The 16,069-nt window shown below is 70.9% G+C and carries 16 protein-coding genes and 1 pseudogene; 7 read left to right on the top strand and 10 right to left on the bottom strand.

Features of this window, described 5'->3' with window-relative positions:
• Positions 1-11: 11 nt before the first annotated feature.
• Both QCN29_RS02095 and QCN29_RS02090 read right to left on the bottom strand, forming a co-directional pair.
• The gene (locus tag QCN29_RS02095) at positions 12-545 is read right to left on the bottom strand and encodes a hypothetical protein (protein ID WP_279925763.1); all 534 of its coding nucleotides are present in this window, start codon (positions 543-545) and stop codon (positions 12-14) included.
• A gap of 80 nt (positions 546-625) precedes the next feature.
• Positions 626-712: pseudogene (locus QCN29_RS02090) on the bottom strand (30S ribosomal protein S14); the annotation flags it as partial.
• Positions 713-1,009: 297 nt separating this feature from the next.
• Between QCN29_RS02090 and QCN29_RS02080 the strand changes: the two are divergent.
• Positions 1,010-1,252 carry a DUF397 domain-containing protein gene (locus QCN29_RS02080; protein WP_240134301.1) on the top strand — a complete coding sequence of 81 codons (243 nt, stop codon included), beginning with the start codon at positions 1,010-1,012 and terminating at the stop codon, positions 1,250-1,252.
• Between the two features lie 175 nt (positions 1,253-1,427).
• On the opposite strand, the gene QCN29_RS02075 is transcribed toward QCN29_RS02080, so the two are convergent.
• On the bottom strand, positions 1,428-1,946 hold the full coding sequence (locus QCN29_RS02075) for an ATP-binding protein (protein WP_279925760.1): 519 nt from the start codon (positions 1,944-1,946) through the stop codon (positions 1,428-1,430).
• Positions 1,947-2,297: 351 nt separating this feature from the next.
• Between QCN29_RS02075 and QCN29_RS02070 the strand changes: the two genes are divergently transcribed.
• Positions 2,298-3,203 carry a helix-turn-helix domain-containing protein gene (locus QCN29_RS02070; protein ID WP_398859084.1) on the top strand — a complete coding sequence of 302 codons (906 nt, stop codon included), beginning with the start codon at positions 2,298-2,300 and terminating at the stop codon, positions 3,201-3,203.
• Between the two features lie 187 nt (positions 3,204-3,390).
• Positions 3,391-4,848 (top strand): aldehyde dehydrogenase family protein, encoded by a 1,458-nt coding sequence (locus QCN29_RS02065; RefSeq protein ID WP_279925757.1) that lies wholly within the window; start codon positions 3,391-3,393, stop codon positions 4,846-4,848.
• An 84-nt stretch (positions 4,849-4,932) separates the two neighbouring features.
• Here QCN29_RS02065 and QCN29_RS02060 read toward each other — a convergent pair whose 3' ends face one another.
• Positions 4,933-5,595, bottom strand: a complete 663-nt coding sequence (locus tag QCN29_RS02060) for a bleomycin resistance protein (protein WP_279925754.1) — start codon at positions 5,593-5,595, stop codon at positions 4,933-4,935.
• 39 nt (positions 5,596-5,634) lie between these two features.
• Here QCN29_RS02060 and QCN29_RS02055 point away from each other — a divergent pair, with 39 nt between their 5' ends.
• Positions 5,635-6,282 carry a PadR family transcriptional regulator gene (locus tag QCN29_RS02055; RefSeq protein ID WP_279925751.1) on the top strand — a complete coding sequence of 216 codons (648 nt, stop codon included), beginning with the start codon at positions 5,635-5,637 and terminating at the stop codon, positions 6,280-6,282.
• 100 nt (positions 6,283-6,382) lie between these two features.
• On the opposite strand, the gene QCN29_RS02050 is transcribed toward QCN29_RS02055, so the two are convergent.
• On the bottom strand, positions 6,383-7,831 hold the full coding sequence (locus tag QCN29_RS02050) for a glutamate decarboxylase (RefSeq protein ID WP_279925747.1): 1,449 nt from the start codon (positions 7,829-7,831) through the stop codon (positions 6,383-6,385).
• Positions 7,832-7,912: 81 nt separating this feature from the next.
• Positions 7,913-8,053 (bottom strand): hypothetical protein, encoded by a 141-nt coding sequence (locus QCN29_RS02045; RefSeq protein ID WP_398859083.1) that lies wholly within the window; start codon positions 8,051-8,053, stop codon positions 7,913-7,915.
• Between the two features lie 188 nt (positions 8,054-8,241).
• On the opposite strand from QCN29_RS02045, the gene QCN29_RS02040 reads away from it, so the two are divergent.
• A complete protein-coding gene (locus tag QCN29_RS02040; protein ID WP_279925744.1) occupies positions 8,242-9,003 on the top strand; it encodes a MerR family transcriptional regulator in 762 nt (253 codons plus the stop codon).
• 227 nt (positions 9,004-9,230) lie between these two features.
• On the opposite strand, the gene QCN29_RS02035 is transcribed toward QCN29_RS02040, so the two are convergent.
• The 4 genes from QCN29_RS02035 to QCN29_RS02020 all read right to left on the bottom strand — a co-directional run bounded on the left by QCN29_RS02035 (position 9,231) and on the right by QCN29_RS02020 (position 13,119).
• Positions 9,231-9,596 carry a YbjQ family protein gene (locus QCN29_RS02035; protein ID WP_240134292.1) on the bottom strand — a complete coding sequence of 122 codons (366 nt, stop codon included), beginning with the start codon at positions 9,594-9,596 and terminating at the stop codon, positions 9,231-9,233.
• Positions 9,597-9,691: 95 nt separating this feature from the next.
• On the bottom strand, positions 9,692-10,654 hold the full coding sequence (locus QCN29_RS02030) for a DUF368 domain-containing protein (protein ID WP_279925741.1): 963 nt from the start codon (positions 10,652-10,654) through the stop codon (positions 9,692-9,694).
• A gap of 110 nt (positions 10,655-10,764) precedes the next feature.
• Entirely contained in the window at positions 10,765-12,432 is a 1,668-nt protein-coding gene (locus tag QCN29_RS02025) for a threonine/serine exporter ThrE family protein (protein ID WP_398859082.1), read from the bottom strand.
• 195 nt (positions 12,433-12,627) lie between these two features.
• Positions 12,628-13,119: an inorganic diphosphatase gene (locus QCN29_RS02020; RefSeq protein WP_240134515.1), complete on the bottom strand. Its 492-nt coding sequence runs from the start codon at positions 13,117-13,119 to the stop codon at positions 12,628-12,630.
• A 104-nt stretch (positions 13,120-13,223) separates the two neighbouring features.
• On the opposite strand from QCN29_RS02020, the gene dacB reads away from it, so the two are divergent.
• Positions 13,224-14,714 carry a D-alanyl-D-alanine carboxypeptidase/D-alanyl-D-alanine endopeptidase gene (gene dacB / locus QCN29_RS02015; RefSeq protein ID WP_279925737.1) on the top strand — a complete coding sequence of 497 codons (1,491 nt, stop codon included), beginning with the start codon at positions 13,224-13,226 and terminating at the stop codon, positions 14,712-14,714.
• A 195-nt stretch (positions 14,715-14,909) separates the two neighbouring features.
• Entirely contained in the window at positions 14,910-16,058 is a 1,149-nt protein-coding gene (locus tag QCN29_RS02010) for a zinc-dependent metalloprotease (RefSeq protein ID WP_240134288.1), read from the top strand.
• Positions 16,059-16,069: the final 11 nt, after the last annotated feature.

Genomic DNA, 16,069 nt, shown 5'->3' with positions numbered 1-16,069 from the left:
CGAAGCGGCCGTCAGGGCGTCGGAATGCCCGTCGGCGTGTTCAGCGGCGTCCCGTCCGGCAGCTTCGCGTCATCGAGCTCGCCCGGATCGGTCTTGACCAGGGTGTCCCTCGTTCCCGCCTCCCAGACGAGGACGAGGGTTTCGCCGTCGTTGGACTCCACCGTGCCCGCCGTCCGCTCCGATCCGCCGCTCGCACACGTGAGCGTCAGCGTCGGCCTGCCCGAGGACGACGCGCCCGCGTCCGTGACCTGGCCGGTGCAGACCTGGCCGCCCGCGACGACCACCGCGAGCGTGCCGGTGACCGAGAGGGCGACGGGCCTGCCGTCCGTCTTCCCCGACCAGCTGCCCTCCAGGCTGCTCAGCGACGCGGTGCCGGCCGCGGCCGTGGACGCCGTCGGGGCGCCGGACGGCTCCGTCTTCTCGGAGTCGCCGCCCCCGCCGCCCCCGCCGCATCCGGCGAGGGCGAGCGCCGCCGTCAGCAGACCGACGGTCGCGGCGACCCCTGACACACGCACCGGCATGCGTACGGGCACGCGCGCGGGCATGCGTACCGGCGTATGTACGGATCTGAGCACGGCTCATCCTCTCGTGGCGGCTGGCGCGGGCGGCTGCCCAACTGCGCAAGCTACCAGGAGGACTTGCGCAGGCCGGGCAGGAATCCGGCGTGCGCCTGTCCCCGCAGCCGTACCCGGGAGAGGCCGAACCTCCTGACGCGAGTCCCGGCACAGCGGCAGCGGCAGCTCGCCCGAGCGATCGGGAACGCCCGGGAGACTGCGCTGCCGCCCGACTCCTCCACGGGGCGCTGAACGCCCGGCAGGGGCGGAACAGCCTGATATCCGGGCGGCCGTGGAGCCTCGGGCGCCCGTTGTCCGTCTTCTCCTGGGAGGTGACTGCGGGAGCACCCTCTGTGCACGTGCATCTGCGTCTGCATCCGTTCATGCATCAGCACGTGAACGCCGCTATGATCCGGGAACAGTTGACCCATGCACCTTGTATCCCGGGAGCGACTGTGCACGACGTGTACAACGGCATGGCGGCCACGGAGCTTCAAGGGGTCGTCTGGCAGAAGAGCAGACACAGCAACTCGCAGGGCTCGTGCGTGGAGTTCGCCAAGCTGCCCGGCGGGCATGTGGCGATGCGCAATTCACGGCACCCGGACGGGCCCGCCCTGGTCTATACGCCCGCAGAGATCGAAGCCTTGCTGCTGGGCGTCAAGGACGGCGAGTTCGACCATCTGGTCGCGGGAGGCTGACGGTCGTACAGAGCGAGGCAGAGGGCTCGGCCGTCCGGCCGAGCCCTCTGCCTTGTCTCCGCGTTCTGGCGAGCCCGTGCCCCCCCGGGTGCCACCTGTTCCCGCTGTCCCGCCGGTCCCGCCCGTCCCGCCTGCTCTGTGCTGTACGGGCCTGCTCTGTGCTGTACGGCGAGCCTTACGGCAGCCGGAACAGCGCCCAGACCACCTTGCCCCGCAGCGTCCCCGCCAGCGGATGCCAGCCCCACCCGTCGCTGAAGGAGTCCACAAGGAACAGCCCCCGCCCGGACTCGGCCGAACCGCTCGGGTCGGGAGGGTAGGGCGTGTCGATGAGCGAGTCGCCCGCCTCCGGGCTCTCTTCGCTGGGATCGCGCACCGCGCATACCAGGCGGCCCGTCCAGCGCATCAAGTGCAGCCGCACAGGCGGGTCCTGAGGGCTCGCGGCCGTGTCCGCAGCCGGCGGCAGCGCGTGCCGCAGGGCGTTGGTGACCAGTTCGGATACGACCAGGGCCACATCGTCGAAACGCTCTCCCAGGCCCCACTGGCCGAGCGTCGACTTGGTGAACTGCCGGGCCCCGCGCACCGCTTCATAGCGGGCGGGCAGCGCGCACGAGGCGGAGCTGGAGACCGTCGAGGGGTCGAAGGGAGGAAGCCCCTGCCTTAACGGCTCGAGCATGGTCGATCCATTCGTCCCCATGCGAGGCACTCCCCGGAAATCGCGGTTGTGGTGCTACAACACGAACGAGCACGCAGGTGCGCGAGCACCATCGTTCCCAATGCGCAGGACAGATGCAAGGGCAGATGCACGTGCACGTGCCCGCCCTGTCCGGCACCGTGCCGTTTCTTAACCATTTCTTCCCGGTGCCTTCTTCGGGCCGCTGGCCCATTGCTACCCGAGAGTTGCCCCGGCGCGGCTCATTTCCGTAATCGAACGAGTACACGCTGGAGCGTTTGGTGGCAGAATCCACCGCAGTCGGGGCTCGGGGGACTCCGGGGAGGTACAAGAGACGGACGGACAGGCCGAGCGGCGATGAGGAGGGTGGAGACCGTGACCGGTGTCGACGCTGGAGGCGGGGCATGGGGACTCCCCCGGTCCGAAGGGCCGGGCGGGGGATCCGTGGTGCGGCGCATCCTGCTGGGTTCACAGCTGCGCCGGCTGCGCGAGACCCGCGGCATCACCCGTGAGGCCGCCGGTTACTCGATCCGCGCATCCGAATCCAAGATCAGCCGTATGGAGTTGGGACGGGTGAGCTTCAAGGCGAGGGATGTCGAGGACCTGCTCACGCTCTACGGCGTCACCGACGACACAGAGCGGCAGGCGTTGCTCGGACTCGCCAAGGAGGCCAATGTCGCCGGCTGGTGGCACAGCTTCAGCGACGTGCTGCCCGGCTGGTTCCAGACATACATCGGCCTGGAGGGCGCGGCCTCGCTGATCCGCATCTACGAGGTGCAGTTCGTCCACGGCCTGCTGCAGACGGAGTCGTATGCCCACGCCGTCGTCGCACGCGGCATGCCGGGCGCTCCGGCCGCCGAGATAGAACGCAGGGTCGCGCTGCGCCTGGAACGGCAGAAGGCCCTGGTCTCCGAGCGCGCCCCGCATTTCCACGCCGTGCTGGACGAGGCGGCGCTGCGCCGGCCGTACGGCGACCGGGCCGTGATGCAGGCCCAACTGAAGCATCTGATCGAGATATCGGAGCAGCCCAACATCATTCTTCAGGTGATGCCGTTCAGCTTCGGCGGGCACGCGGGCGAGAGCGGGGCGTTCACCATGCTGCGCTTTCCCGAGTCGGACCTCTCCGACCTCGTCTATCTCGAACAGCTCACCAGCGCCCTCTACCTCGACAAGCGCGAGGACGTCGCCCAGTACGAGCGGGTGATGGAGCGGCTGCAGCAGGACAGTCCCGATCCGGCCGGAAGTCGTGATCTTCTTCGTGGTCTACTCCAACTCATCTGAAACAGCAGTACGATGACGCGGCATCAGGCAGTTGCCGTGCCGCGGTCGGTCGCAGCCGTGAACGGCAGCCGCCATCGTCGGCGTATACACGGCAGAGGTCGTACATACGGCTGAGTAACCGTGGGTACGTACGGCAGACGGCACCACCCGGCAGTTCCCCCAGACGACCGGCAGTAGGGATCGGATCATGTCCTTCTTCACCGAACTGGCCCATCAGTACATAGACGGCGAATGGAAGCCCGGCAGCGGCTCCTGGGACATCATCGACTTCAATCCCTATAACGGAGAGAAGCTGGCCTCCATCACGGTGGCCACGGCCGACGAGGTCGACCAGGCCTACCGCGCCGCCGAGCGGGCGCAGCGCGCGTGGGCGGACACCAACCCGTACGCCCGTCGGCTGGTCTTCGAGCGGGCGCTGCGGATCATCGAGGACCGCGAGCAGGAGATCGCCGAGGCGATCATCGCGGAGCTGGGCGGCACACGCCTCAAGGCCGCCTTCGAACTGCACCTCGCCAAGGAGTTCCTGCGGGAGGCGGTCCAGCTGGCGCTGCGTCCCGAAGGCCGCATCCTGCCCTCGCCCACCGACGGCAAGGAGAACCGCGTCTACCGGCTGCCCGTCGGCGTCGTGGGGGTGATCAGCCCCTTCAACTTCCCCTTCCTCCTCTCGCTCAAGTCGGTGGCGCCGGCGCTGGCGCTGGGCAACGCCGTCGTCCTCAAGCCGCACCAGAACACGCCGATCTGCGGCGGTGCGCTGGTCGCCAAGGTGCTGGCGGACGCGGGGCTGCCGGCCGGGCTGCTCAACGTCGTCATCACCGACATCGCGGAGATCGGGGACGCGCTGATCGCCCACCCGGTGCCCAAGGCGATCTCCTTCACCGGCTCCGACAAGGTCGGCCGCCATGTCGCGACCGTCTGCGCCGCGAACTTCAAGCGCGCCATCCTCGAACTGGGCGGCAACAGCGCCCTGATCGTGCTCGACGACGCTGACGTCGACTACGCGGTGGAGGCGGCGGTCTTCAGCCGCTTCGTCCACCAGGGCCAGGTCTGCATGGCCGCCAACCGCATTCTCGTGGACCGCAGCCTGGAGGCGGAGTTCACGGAGAAGTTCGTCGCCAAGGTCAGGACCCTGCGGGTCGGCGACCCGGCGGACCCCTCCACCCACATCGGGCCGCTGATCAACTCCTCCCAGGCGGACGCGGTGTCCTCGCTCGTCGAGCAGACGGTGAAGGCGGGGGCGACGCCGCTGCTGCAGGGCGGCGCCCAGGGCAATCTGCTCTCCCCCTCGGTGCTCGCCGGGCTGCCGGCCGACTCCCCCGTCCTGCAGCAGGAGATCTTCGGGCCGGTTGCGCTGATCCTGCCGTTCGACGGGGAGGAGGAGGCGGTCCGCATCGCCAACGACACCCCGTACGGGCTCAGCGGGGCCGTGCACACGGGCGATGTGGAGCGAGGCGTACGGCTCGCCCGGCGCATCCACACCGGCATGATCCACATCAATGACGGCACGGTCCACGACGAGCCGATCGTGCCGTTCGGGGGCGAGAAGAACTCAGGCGTGGGGCGGTTGAACGGCGACTCGATGCTGGAGGCGTTCACCACCCAGAAGTGGATCTCGGTGCAGCACGGACGCTCGCAGTTCCCGTTCTGACGGAGTGGAGTAGCGCGCCCCGGGGGCTTGAGGACCGTGCCTGTCCTCAAGCCCCCTTAGCGTGAGTGGCGTCAGCAAGGCGCCCTACTCCGGCGGTGGCGGCGACGAAGGGTCGATCCCGGCTGCCCGGGCCCGCAGCCGGGCGGCCAGTTCGTCGTCGTACATGCGCAGGGCGATGTCGGCGCGCAGCAGCAGGAGGCGGACGAGTTGTCCCGGCGTGGGCCGTTCGTCCTTCCGCGCCAGCGCCCGGTCCAGGATTCTCGCCGCGCCCGGCAGGTCCTCCTTGGAGTCGGCGAACAGTTCCGCCATATGGAGGGCGCGGGCGAAGGTCTCCTTGGGGGCGGCGCGGAAGGTCATGTCGTCGCCGGCCGGCTGGCCGACCCGGATGCCGTTGCCGCCCGGGTCGGTCATCAGGAACTGCCGCATGCCGTAGCTCATGTCCTTCAGCGGACCGATCCGGGGCAGACCCCGCCGCGGGATCCTTCCGTACGCGGCCTTCAGCCCGGAGCGGAAGGACTCGTACAGCGTGTCGACGCCGTCGGTGAGGACGTAGCAGCCGGAGAGCGACGCGGCGGGGTCGTACTGCTTCATCCCGAAGAACTGGAGTTGTATGTCGCCGCGCTCGACGACCGCGTACGCATAGGGGGCCGTCTGGAGGTAGGTGACCTTGAAGCCGAGCGCCGTGTAGAAGTCGGTGACGGGTTGGATGGCCTGGCACGGGAGGAGCGGGATCGTCTTCTCGGACATGCCCGTAGTCTAGTCAAACTTGAATAGAAAGGGGGCGTCATGGCGACCTCGGCGATCCGGCTGCTGGTCCTGGGAGCCGTGCGCCAGCACGGCCGTGCGCACGGCTACCAGGTGCGCAACGACCTCGAATACTGGGGAGCGCACGAGTGGTCCAACGCCAAACCCGGATCGATCTACCACGCGCTGAAGCAGATGGCGAAGCAGGGACTGCTGCACGCACACGAGATCGCGCCGTCCACGGCCGGCGGCCCGCCGCGCACCGAGTACGAGGTCACCCAGAAGGGCACGCGGGAGTACTTCGCGCTGCTGCGTGAGGCGCTGACGACCTACGACCAGAAGATGGACGTGCTCTCCGCCGGGATCGGTTTCATCGTGGATCTGCGCCGCGAGGAGGCCGTGGAACTGCTGGAGCAGCGGCTGCGGTCGCTGGCCGAGTGGCGCTCGTCGGTCACGGACTACTACACACCGGAGGAGGGGCCCGAGTCCCTCGGCCACATCGGCGAGATCATGAACATGTGGGTGCACTCCGCGGACGCCGACGCCCGATGGACGCGGGGGCTGGTCGAGCGCATCCAGGGCGGCTCGTACACCTTCGCGGGGGAGGGCGAGCCGTTCGTCGGAGTTCTTGGGGAGGGGCAGGAGAACCCGTACGCCACCGGTGTCCCGCACCCCGGCGACGAGGCCTGAACGGGGGCGGGGCCTGAACGGCGACGGGGCCTGAACGGGGCGGGGCGGATCCACGCCGGAGACCGATCGAGCGTGGAAGCGGATCGAGCGTGGAAACGGATCAGTGGTGGAATGCCCTGGGCTGCTCGGTGTCCCGGCTCATCGGATGCGGCTGCCTCCGCAGCTCTGGCAGCAGACTGCGCAGATCCTCCAGGAGCAGCTCCGCCAGATCGGCCGAGAAGCCGTTGCGGCACACCACGCGCAGCACGGACAGATCCTCCCGGTTCGGCGGGAAGGTGTACGCGGGCACCAGCCAGCCGTGTTCGCGCAGCCGCCGTGACACGTCGAAGACGTCAAAGTTCTCCACATCCGGCGCGGTCGTCAGCGCGAACACCGGAAGCTGGTCGCCGCGGGTGAGCAGCCGGAAGTCGCCCAGAGCCATGATGTTCTCCGCCAGGCCGCGGGCCACATCGCGGGAGGTCTGCTGGACGGCCTGATAGCCCTCCCTGCCCAGCCGCAGGAAGGTGTAGTACTGGGCGACGACCTGTGCGCCGGGCCGGGAGAAGTTCAGCGCGAAGGTCGGCATGTCGCCGCCGAGGTAGTTCACCCGGAAGACGAGCTCCTCCGGCAGTGCGTCCTGCGAGCGCCACAGCGCCCAGCCGACGCCCGGGTAGACCAGCCCGTACTTGTGCCCCGACGTGTTGATGGAGCAGACCCGCGGCAGTCTGAAGTCCCACACCAGGTCCTCGTCGAGGAAGGGCGCGACCATCGCGCCGGACGCGCCGTCTACATGGACGGGGATGTCGAGTCCGGTGCGCTCCTGCAGCGCGTCCAGCGCGGCGCACACTTCGGCCACCGGCTCGTACGACCCGTCGAAGGTCGAGCCGAGCACCGCGACCACGCCGATGGTGTTCTCGTCGCAGAGGTCGGCGGCGGCCTGCGGGTCGATATGGAACCGCTCGCCCTCCATGGGCACCAGCCGGGGCTCCACCTCCCAGAAGGTGCAGAACTTCTCCCAGCACACCTGGACGTTGACGCCCATGACCAGATTGGGCCGCGCGGACGCCGGATAGCGGTCCCGGTTGCGGGCCGCCCAGCGCCTCTTGAGCGCCATGCCCGCCAGCATGCAGGCCTCGCTGGAGCCGGTGGTGGAGCAGCCGACCGCGGAGTCGGGGTCCGGGGCGTTCCAGAGGTCGGCGAGCATCGCCGTGCAGCGCCGCTCCAGCTCGGCGGTGCGCGGATACTCGTCCTTGTCGATCATGTTCTTGTCGCGGCACTCCGTCATCAGCGCCCCGGCCTCCGGCTCCATCCAGGTGGTGACGAAGGTGGCCAGGTTCAGCCGGGAGTTGCCGTCGAGCATCAGCTCGTCATGGATGAGACGGTGCGCCGTGGCGGGCGCCATCGGACCGTCCGGCAGCCGGTGCACGGGTGGGGCGGAGGTCATTCCGCCGACCGGGTCTGCGAGTCCGTAGAAGGGGTTGGGGGAGAGCCGGCGAACGGCGGCGGACGTTTCCGGGCGTCGCGCCGTGCGGCGTGACGTGCTCTTCTCCGTACCCTTGTAGAGCACCATGGTCCCGTCCTCCGCTCAGTCGCCGTCGGCCGCGGCAAGCCCGGCCTTGATCGCCCTGGTGAACCTCACGACGCGTTCCGCCTAGCACCCCGGCTCATGGGCCTTGCATAGCCGCACCCCGGCGCCGGCCCGTTCCGCGTGCTCCGCGACGGCCTCGGCGTTCGTGTGGACGGCGCCGGTCGAGGAGCAGTAGACGACGGAGAGGTTCACGGGTGTTGGCATGGTCGTGTGTCTCCCCGAAGTCGGTCCGGCGGCACGGCTACAGACGCGACCATACGGACAAAGAGGGTGAACGGCTCGCTGGGTGATCCATAGGGGTTCGGGTGTGAGGGCCGATCGGGCTTGCATCTCACGCGGCGTGAGGGCTCAGGCTGCGGTGTGTACCGAGCAAGTGAAGGGAGCGGAAGGCGATGAGCTACTCCGTGGGACAGGTCGCCGGATTCGCCGGAGTGACGGTGCGGACCCTGCACCACTACGACGAGATCGGGCTGCTCTCCCCGAGCGAGCGCAGCCACGCGGGCCACCGGCGCTATGACGACGCCGATCTGGACCGGCTGCAGCAGATCCTGTTCTACCGGGAGCTCGGCTTCCCGCTCGACGAGGTGGCGTCGCTCCTCGACGACCCGGACGTGAACCCGCAGGAGCATCTGCGGCGGCAGCACGAGCTGCTCACCGGCCGGATCGCCAAGCTGCAGGAGATGGCCGCCGCCGTCGAACTGGCCATGGAGGCGAGAAAGATGGGCATCAATCTCACGCCCGAGGAGAAGTTCGAGGTCTTCGGCGACTTCGACCCCGACGCCTATGAGGACGAGGTCCGGCAGCGCTGGGGCGACACGGAGGCGTACCGCGAGTCCCGGCGCAGGGCGGCGCGCTACACGAAGGAGGACTGGCAGCGCATCCAGGCCGAGGGCGAGGAGGTCACCACGCGCTTCGCCGCGCTGATGGAGGCCGGGGAGCCGGCGGAGTCCGAGGCGGCGATGGACGCTGCGGAGGAGCACCGGCTGTGGATCAGCCGCAGCCACTACGAGTGCTCGTACGAGATGCACCGGTGTCTGGGCGAGATGTACGTCGACGACGTCCGTTTCACGGAGAACATCGACAAGGCGAAGCCGGGGCTGGCGGCGTACGAACGTGCCGCGATCCTCGCGAACGCGGCACGCCACGGGGCCTGAGCCCCGGGCCGGGGTCGGGGCCTTCCCGCCCACCGCCCTCCCGGGGGACGGGGTACTCCGTGCCCTCGTCCCCCGGGTGCCGTGCAGGCCCCGTCGCGCGGCGGAGCCCCGTCGCGGGCGTGCCCTCCCCATCGTGTACGCGGGCGTGTACGCGGCCGGTTCGGAACGCCCGTGCAGGACGTCGGCGGTGGCGAGCCGTCAGGGGGCTGCCGACCGCGCCGGAGGCGTCATACGCGGGCGATGACGGCCGCCGTGCCGTACGCGCACACCTCCGTGCCCACGTCCGCCGCCTCAGCCACGTCGAAGCGGAACATCAGCACCGCGTTCGCGCCCCGAGCCCGCGCCTGTTCGATCAGGCGTTGCATCGCCTGGTTGCGGGTTTCGACGAGGGTCTTGGTGAGGCCCTTCAGCTCCCCGCCGACGAGGGACTTCAGCCCCGCGCCGAGCTGGCTGCCCAGATGGCGGGAGCGGACGGTCAGGCCGAAGACCTCCCCGATCACCTGCTGCACCTGGTACCCGGGGACGTCGTTCGTGGTGACGACCAGCACCTCGGGGCCCGGTCCCTGTCCGCCGCCGTATTCGTCGATGCTCATGGGCATCCACCTCCACCGGCAGCTTCACGCGCCGTCGGCGGCCGCGCATCTCAGACGGCGGGGACGAGCGGCGGGGACGAGCGGCCGGGACGGGGTCAGTCGGACGCGCCGACCGACACGCGCGCGTGCCGCCCGCGCCCGCCGCCGCGCTGCTCCCCCTGCTCCCGCTTGGCGTGCGCGCGGTGCTCCACCGCCAGCACCGCGACCACCGCGGCGATGCCCAGGGCCATCAGCGCGAAGGTGAGGCCGACCGAGCCGCTCGGCGCGAGCAGCTGGCGGTCGTCGTCCTGCCAGGGCCACAGGGCGCGCAGCGACCCGGCCATCAGACCGGTCATCACGACGAGCGTCATGTGGTGGTAGTTCTCCAGCAGCCACTTCAGCAGCTTCACGAAGAGCGCGAGACCGACGACGCACCCGGTGCCGAAGACCGCGACATAGCCGAGGTCGCGCTCGTTGACCGCTTCCATCGTCGGCTCGTACAGCCCCAGCGTGAGCAGGATGAACGAGCCGGAGACGCCCGGCAGCACCAGGGCGCAGATCGCCACCGCCCCGGCCAGCCCGACGATCAGGGGGTGGGTCGGCATCTGCGCGGGCGGCAGGCCCGTCAGCACGAACGCCCCTGCCGCGACGAGCAGTCCGAGCAGGTAGTTGCCCGCGGTCCAGCGCCTGCCGGAACCGGAGTACGGCACCCACAGCGAGGCCAGCACGAGCCCGAAGAACAGGGCGTACGCGAACTGGGGATGCTCCTCTATCACCGGGGCCAGCAGCTTCGCGCCCAGCACCAGCGCGGCCGCCATGCCGACGAGCAGCGGGAGCAGCGTGCCCCATTCGGCCTTCTTCATCTCGGCGGCCGCCCTGGACACGCCGCGGCCGCGCGGCACGTCGGCCGCGGCCATGCGCAGTCCGCTGGTGATGAACCCGGCCCCGCCGATGAGCTTCTCGTACACCCCGGTGATCAGGGCCACGGTGCCGCCGCTGATGCCGGGGACCACCTCGGCGGCCCCGATGAGAGTGCCGCGGAAGGCGTTGAAGGCGTGACCGCCGGGCGACTTCGCCATGATCTCCTGCTTTTTCGTCGTGCGAACCCAGAACCGTGCGAACCCCAGAAGGAGGGTTCATCCTATGCGCCGTGCGGGAACGCCTGGGAAACGGGCCAGAGGCGCAGGCGTCAGAAGCCGCGCGTGCGCTTGGCCGCACGCCGCCCCGGGCCGCCCTCCGCGCCGAGCCCCGGCACCCGCAGGAACAGACGCGACAGCTCGCCTCCGAGGTTCACCCCGATCGCGATGGCCAGCGCGAGCGCCGCTGCCTTGCTCAGTGAGGCCAGACCGTGGTTCAGGTTGCCCCTGGCGATCTCCAGCAGCCCGAAGTAGATCGCGCTGCCCGGCAGCAGCGGCCCGATCGACGCCGTCACATACGGCAGGGCCGAGGTGAACTGATAGCGCGAGAGCATCTGTCCGAACAAGCCCACCAGGCCCGCCGCCGCGGCCGTCGACAGCACCGGGGAGAGATCGCCGGTGTGCGCCATCGCCCCGAACGCCACCCAGGCCACGCCGCCGTTGAGGGTGGCGAGCAGCACCGTGGAGCGTTCCTGCTGGAGCAGTACGGCGAAGCACAGCGACAGCCCCATCGCCGCCAGCGTCTGCACCTCCGCGCGCTCCCTGCTGGGCAGCTCCGTCTCCGGGGTGAGCCCCGCGTCCAGCGCGACCCCGAGATACAGCACGAGCAGCACGCCCACGACGATGCCGACGACCAGGTAGACGACCTCCAGCAGTCGCGCGGCCGCCGTGATGTAGAAGCCGGTCAGTCCGTCCTGGACGCCGGCGACCAGCGCCCGCCCCGGGATCAGCGCGAAGAGGCCACCGGTGACCACCGCGGAGGCTCGGACGTCCAGCGGGGTGAGCGACAGCCCCACGCCCATCGCGGCGGACGGCATCGCGGCCGCGACGAACTGGTAGAACTCCGGCAGCCCGCGTCCGGCGAGCAGCCAGGCCAGCCGGTCGCCGAGCATCGCACTGATCGCCGCCGCGATGAAGACGATCGTGTTGCCGCCCACCAGCACGGATGCGGAGCCGGCCAGCAGACCGGCGGCTGTGGTGACCGCCCAGCCGGGGTAGGGGTGGCGGTTCCTGCGGATCTCCGCGAGCCTGCGGTAGGCCTCCTCCAGGGAGACCTCTTCCTCCTCGGTGCTGATGTCGTGCACCAGGCTGTAGACGGCGGCCAGCCGGGTGTAGTCCGTGCCCCGTCGCCGAACGGTCCGGTTGGCGCTCACCGGGTCGTCGACCAGCGACGGCTGATAGGTGATCGACAGCAGGGTGAAGGTGACGGTCGGCTCGCAGCGGTCGAGACCGTACGACTGGGTGACGGCGAACATCGCCGCCTCGACGTCCTCCGCGCCCTCGCCGCCCGCCAGCAGCAGCTCGCCGATGCGCAGGGCGAGGTCCAGTACGCGCGGCACCGCCGGGCCTTCGTCCTCGTGCCGCTGCATCGCCTCCGGCACGGGGCGCTCGCCGACCGGCATCCGCAGTACGGCGCGCATCCGGTCCTGCCAGGGGGTGTGCCGGGCGAGCCGCACCGCGGGGATGTCCTGGGCGGGGGTGAAGGCGGGCGGGGACTCCTTGGCGCGGTAGGTGCGGGGCGGCGCGAAGGCGGAGCCCTCGGAGTCGGGGTGGGTGTCCGAGGGGGCGGCCATGCCCGCCGGGACGGCGAACTCCGAAGTCGGCGACTCGTCCGCGGGTGCTTCCGGTGGCTGCTCGAATCCATCCGGCGGGGTGAACGCGCTGTGCGCCTCATCGGACTCGGGCTTCCGGTCTTCCGGACCCTCCGGTTCCGCCACCACTGGCCTTTCCTCGCTCCCTGTCCAGGCTCTTCGGTTCCCCGTTCCTGTTGTACGTGCCATCGGCTGATGTGGTCGTCTCAGCTCAGTATGGACACGGCCCGGCATACGACGAGGGCGGGGCACCCCGCAAGGGGGCGCCCCGCCCTCGTCGTCATCGCGGAAGCGAGCGGAAGCAAGGGCCGTGCGGCCCGTGTCTCAGTGGCCGCCCTGCGCCTCGTAGCGCTTGTAGGAGGCCTCGATCTCCGCCTCGGCCTCGGCGCGGCCGACCCAGTTGGCGCCCTCGACGGACTTGCCGGGCTCCAGGTCCTTGTAGACCTCGAAGAAGTGCTGGATCTCCAGGCGGTCGAACTCCGACACATGGTGGATGTCCCGCAGGTGCTCCACGCGAGGGTCGGAGGCCGGCACGCACAGCAGCTTGTCGTCGCCGCCGGCCTCGTCCGTCATCCGGAACATGCCGATGGCCCGGCACTTGATCAGGCAGCCCGGGAAGGTCGGCTCGTCGAGAATGACCAGTGCGTCCAGCGGGTCGCCGTCCTCGCCGAGGGTGTCCTCCACGAAGCCGTAGTCGGCCGGGTAGCTGGTCGAGGTGAAGAGTCGACGGTCCAGGCGGATCCGACCGGTCTCGTGGTCCACCTCGTACTTGTTCCGCGAACCCTTCGGGATCTCGATGGTGACGTCGAACTCCACGGGTGGCTCCTCCATGATCAACACATACGTCTGGTGATTAAGTGTCCCTCACGCAGATGTGTGATCGCGAAAGGGGCTGATGCGAGGTGCCGTCAGTCAGGCCGATGGTCAGGACATGGCAGCTCGCGACGGGCGCGGCCGCGGTCGGCTGCGTCCTTGCAGCCGGGGCGGTGGCCGCGGCGGGTCCGTGGGACTCGGGTCAGCGTAAGGCCGAGCGGGAGTGGGCGGCCGCCCGCAGCCCCGCAGGTGGCGCACATCACGAAGGAACGGCTCCCGGGCCCCCGCGGACGCGCCCCGAGCCCGCCCCCAGCGCCCCCGACGTCCTGGGCGCCCTCGGCGTCCCGGACGCCGCCGCGCTGCGCGCGCCGCGTCCGCGGACCCCGTCGGCCGACGCCCCCGCCGAACCGCAGCGGAAGCCGCCCCGGCAGCTCGCCCGTGAGCTGTCCCGGAAGCTGGACCCGCTCCTCGCCGACCCCGGCCTCGGTCCGGTGCGCACCGCGTCGGTCGTCGACGCCGCCACGGGGGAGAGCCTGTACTCGCGCGGCGCGCGGTCCCCGATGACGCCCGCCTCCACCATCAAGATCGCTACAGCGACGGCCGTGCTCGCCGCTCTCGGCCCGGACCACCGCATCGAGACCGCGGTCGCGGCGCCCCCGCCGCGGCCGGGGGCCGCCACCACCGAGATCACGCTGGTCGGGGGCGGCGACGCCACCCTCGACGAGAAGCGGCTGCGCACGCTCGCGGAGCGGACGGCCACCGCCCTCCGGGGGCGCGGCGCCGCCTCCGTACGTCTTGTCTATGACGCCTCGCGCTTCTCCGGGCCCGCACGTCACCCCATCGGCCCCAATGGCAACATCGCCCCGGTCAGTGCCCTGATGCTGAACCAGGGGCGGCTGGACGGCTCGCTGCGCGGGCCCGCCCCGCGCAGCGCGGACCCCGCACGGGACACCGCCGACGCCTTCGTGCGGCTGCTGGCCGAGCACGGCGTCGAAGCCGCCGCCGACCCCGTCCCGGGCCGGGCGCCCGCCGCCGCACGGCCGCTGGCCTCCGTCGCCTCCGCGCCGCTGTCCGCGCTGGTCGAGCGGATGCTGACGTACAGCGACAACGACCTCGCCGAGGCGCTCGCCCGCCAGACCGCCCTGGCCGCCGGCGAACAGGCGAGCTTCGCGGGCGCCGAGCGGGCCGTCACCGCACAGCTCGCCGCCCTCGGGCTGGACGTCAAAGGCGCCCGGTTCGCCGACGGAAGCGGGCTCAGCCGACGGGACCGGGTCTCCGCGGGGTTGCTCACCGCCCTTCTCGCCCGGGCCGCGGAGCCCGGCCGGCCCGAGCTGCGCCCGGTCCTGACGGGGCTGCCGGTCGCCGGGTTCAGCGGCACCCTGGAGCAGCGCTACGCAGGCGGTCCGCCCGCCACCGCGGCCGGCACCGGACTGGTGCGCGCCAAGACCGGCACCCTCACCGGCGTCGACACCCTCGCGGGCGCCGTCGTCGCCCCGGACGGCCGCCTTCTCGCCTTCGCCTTCCTGACCGGGGACAGCCCCTCCCCTTACACGACCCGCCCCGCCCTCGACCGCCTCGCCGCCGCGCTGGCGTCCTGAAGTGCCGGGTCCGGGGCAGGGAAGCGCCGTCACAGGAAGCCGGTACGGCGTTTGCGGACACGGCCGAAGGCCGTACAGGGGGTCTGGGGGCTTGCCCCGGTTGCGGGAAGGGGCGGGGCAGGGGAGCAGACCCCCGCGGGGCCGTACGCCGTCGATGGCTCTCCGCCTCACCGACCGAGCACGTACGGTTGACGCATGACGAGCATCGGTGGTGCCGAGATGGTCGACTGGAACCTCGCGGTGGCGACCGCGACCCGCTTCGTGCGGCCGGGGCCGGACGTCAGCCGGGACGAGGCGCGGGACGTCGTCAGCGAGCTGCGGCGGCATGCCCGGGCCTCCGAGGAGCACGTCCGCTCCTTCACCCGGATGATCCCGCACGGCACGGTGCCGCGGGACACCCCCGTCCTCATCGTCGACCGGCCCGGCTGGGTCCGGGCCAATGTCGCGGGCTTCCGCGAACTGCTGAAACCCCTGCTGGACAAGATGCAGGAACGCCGCTCCGGCACTCCCGGCGGCTCCGTGCTCGGGGCGGTCGGCGGCAAGGTCACCGGCGTGGAGCTGGGCATGCTGCTGTCCTTCCTGGCCTCCCGCGTCCTCGGCCAGTACGAGACCTTCGCCCCGGCGAGCCGCGAGCTGCCCGCGGGCGACCCCGCGCAGCCCGGCGGCGAGGGCGGCGGACGGCTCCTCCTGGTGGCCCCCAACATCGTCCACGTCGAGCGGGAACTGGACGTCGACCCGCACGACTTCCGCCTCTGGGTCTGCCTCCACGAGGAGACCCACCGCACCCAGTTCACCGGCGTGCCCTGGCTCAAGGACCACCTCGAGGGCGAGATCCAGTCGTTCCTCGCCGAGACCGACGTCGACCCCATGACCGTGCTGGAGCGGTTCCGGGAGGCGGCCCAGTCGCTCGCCGGGGCCCGACCCGAAGGGGAGGCCGAGGAGGGCGGGCGCTCCATCGTGGAGCTGGTGCAGACCCCCGCGCAGCGGGAGATCCTCGGTCGGCTGACCGCCGTGATGTCGCTGCTGGAAGGGCATGCGGACTATGTGATGGACGGCGTCGGGCCCGAGGTCGTGCCGTCCGTGTCCGAGATCCGTGAGAAGTTCCAGCAGCGCAGGGCGCGCGGCGCGAGCCGGCTGGACCAGGCTCTGCGCAAGCTCCTGGGGCTGGACGCCAAGCTCCGCCAGTACCGTGACGGAGAGCGCTTCGTCCGGGCCGTGGTCGACGAGGTCGGCATGGCCGGCTTCAACCGCGTCTGGACGTCCCCGAACACCCTCCCCACCAAGGCGGAGATCGCCAAACCGGCGGACTGGGTCGCGCGGGTGCACCGTAAAGCAGAGTCGTGAAGAGCGGGCGA

It is taken from the genome of Streptomyces chengmaiensis (genome assembly GCF_029846775.1).
Classification (GTDB): domain Bacteria; phylum Actinomycetota; class Actinomycetes; order Streptomycetales; family Streptomycetaceae; genus Streptomyces; species Streptomyces chengmaiensis.
The sequence above is the reverse complement of the archived record's forward strand: the minus strand, read 5'-3'. Positions and strand labels throughout refer to the sequence as shown.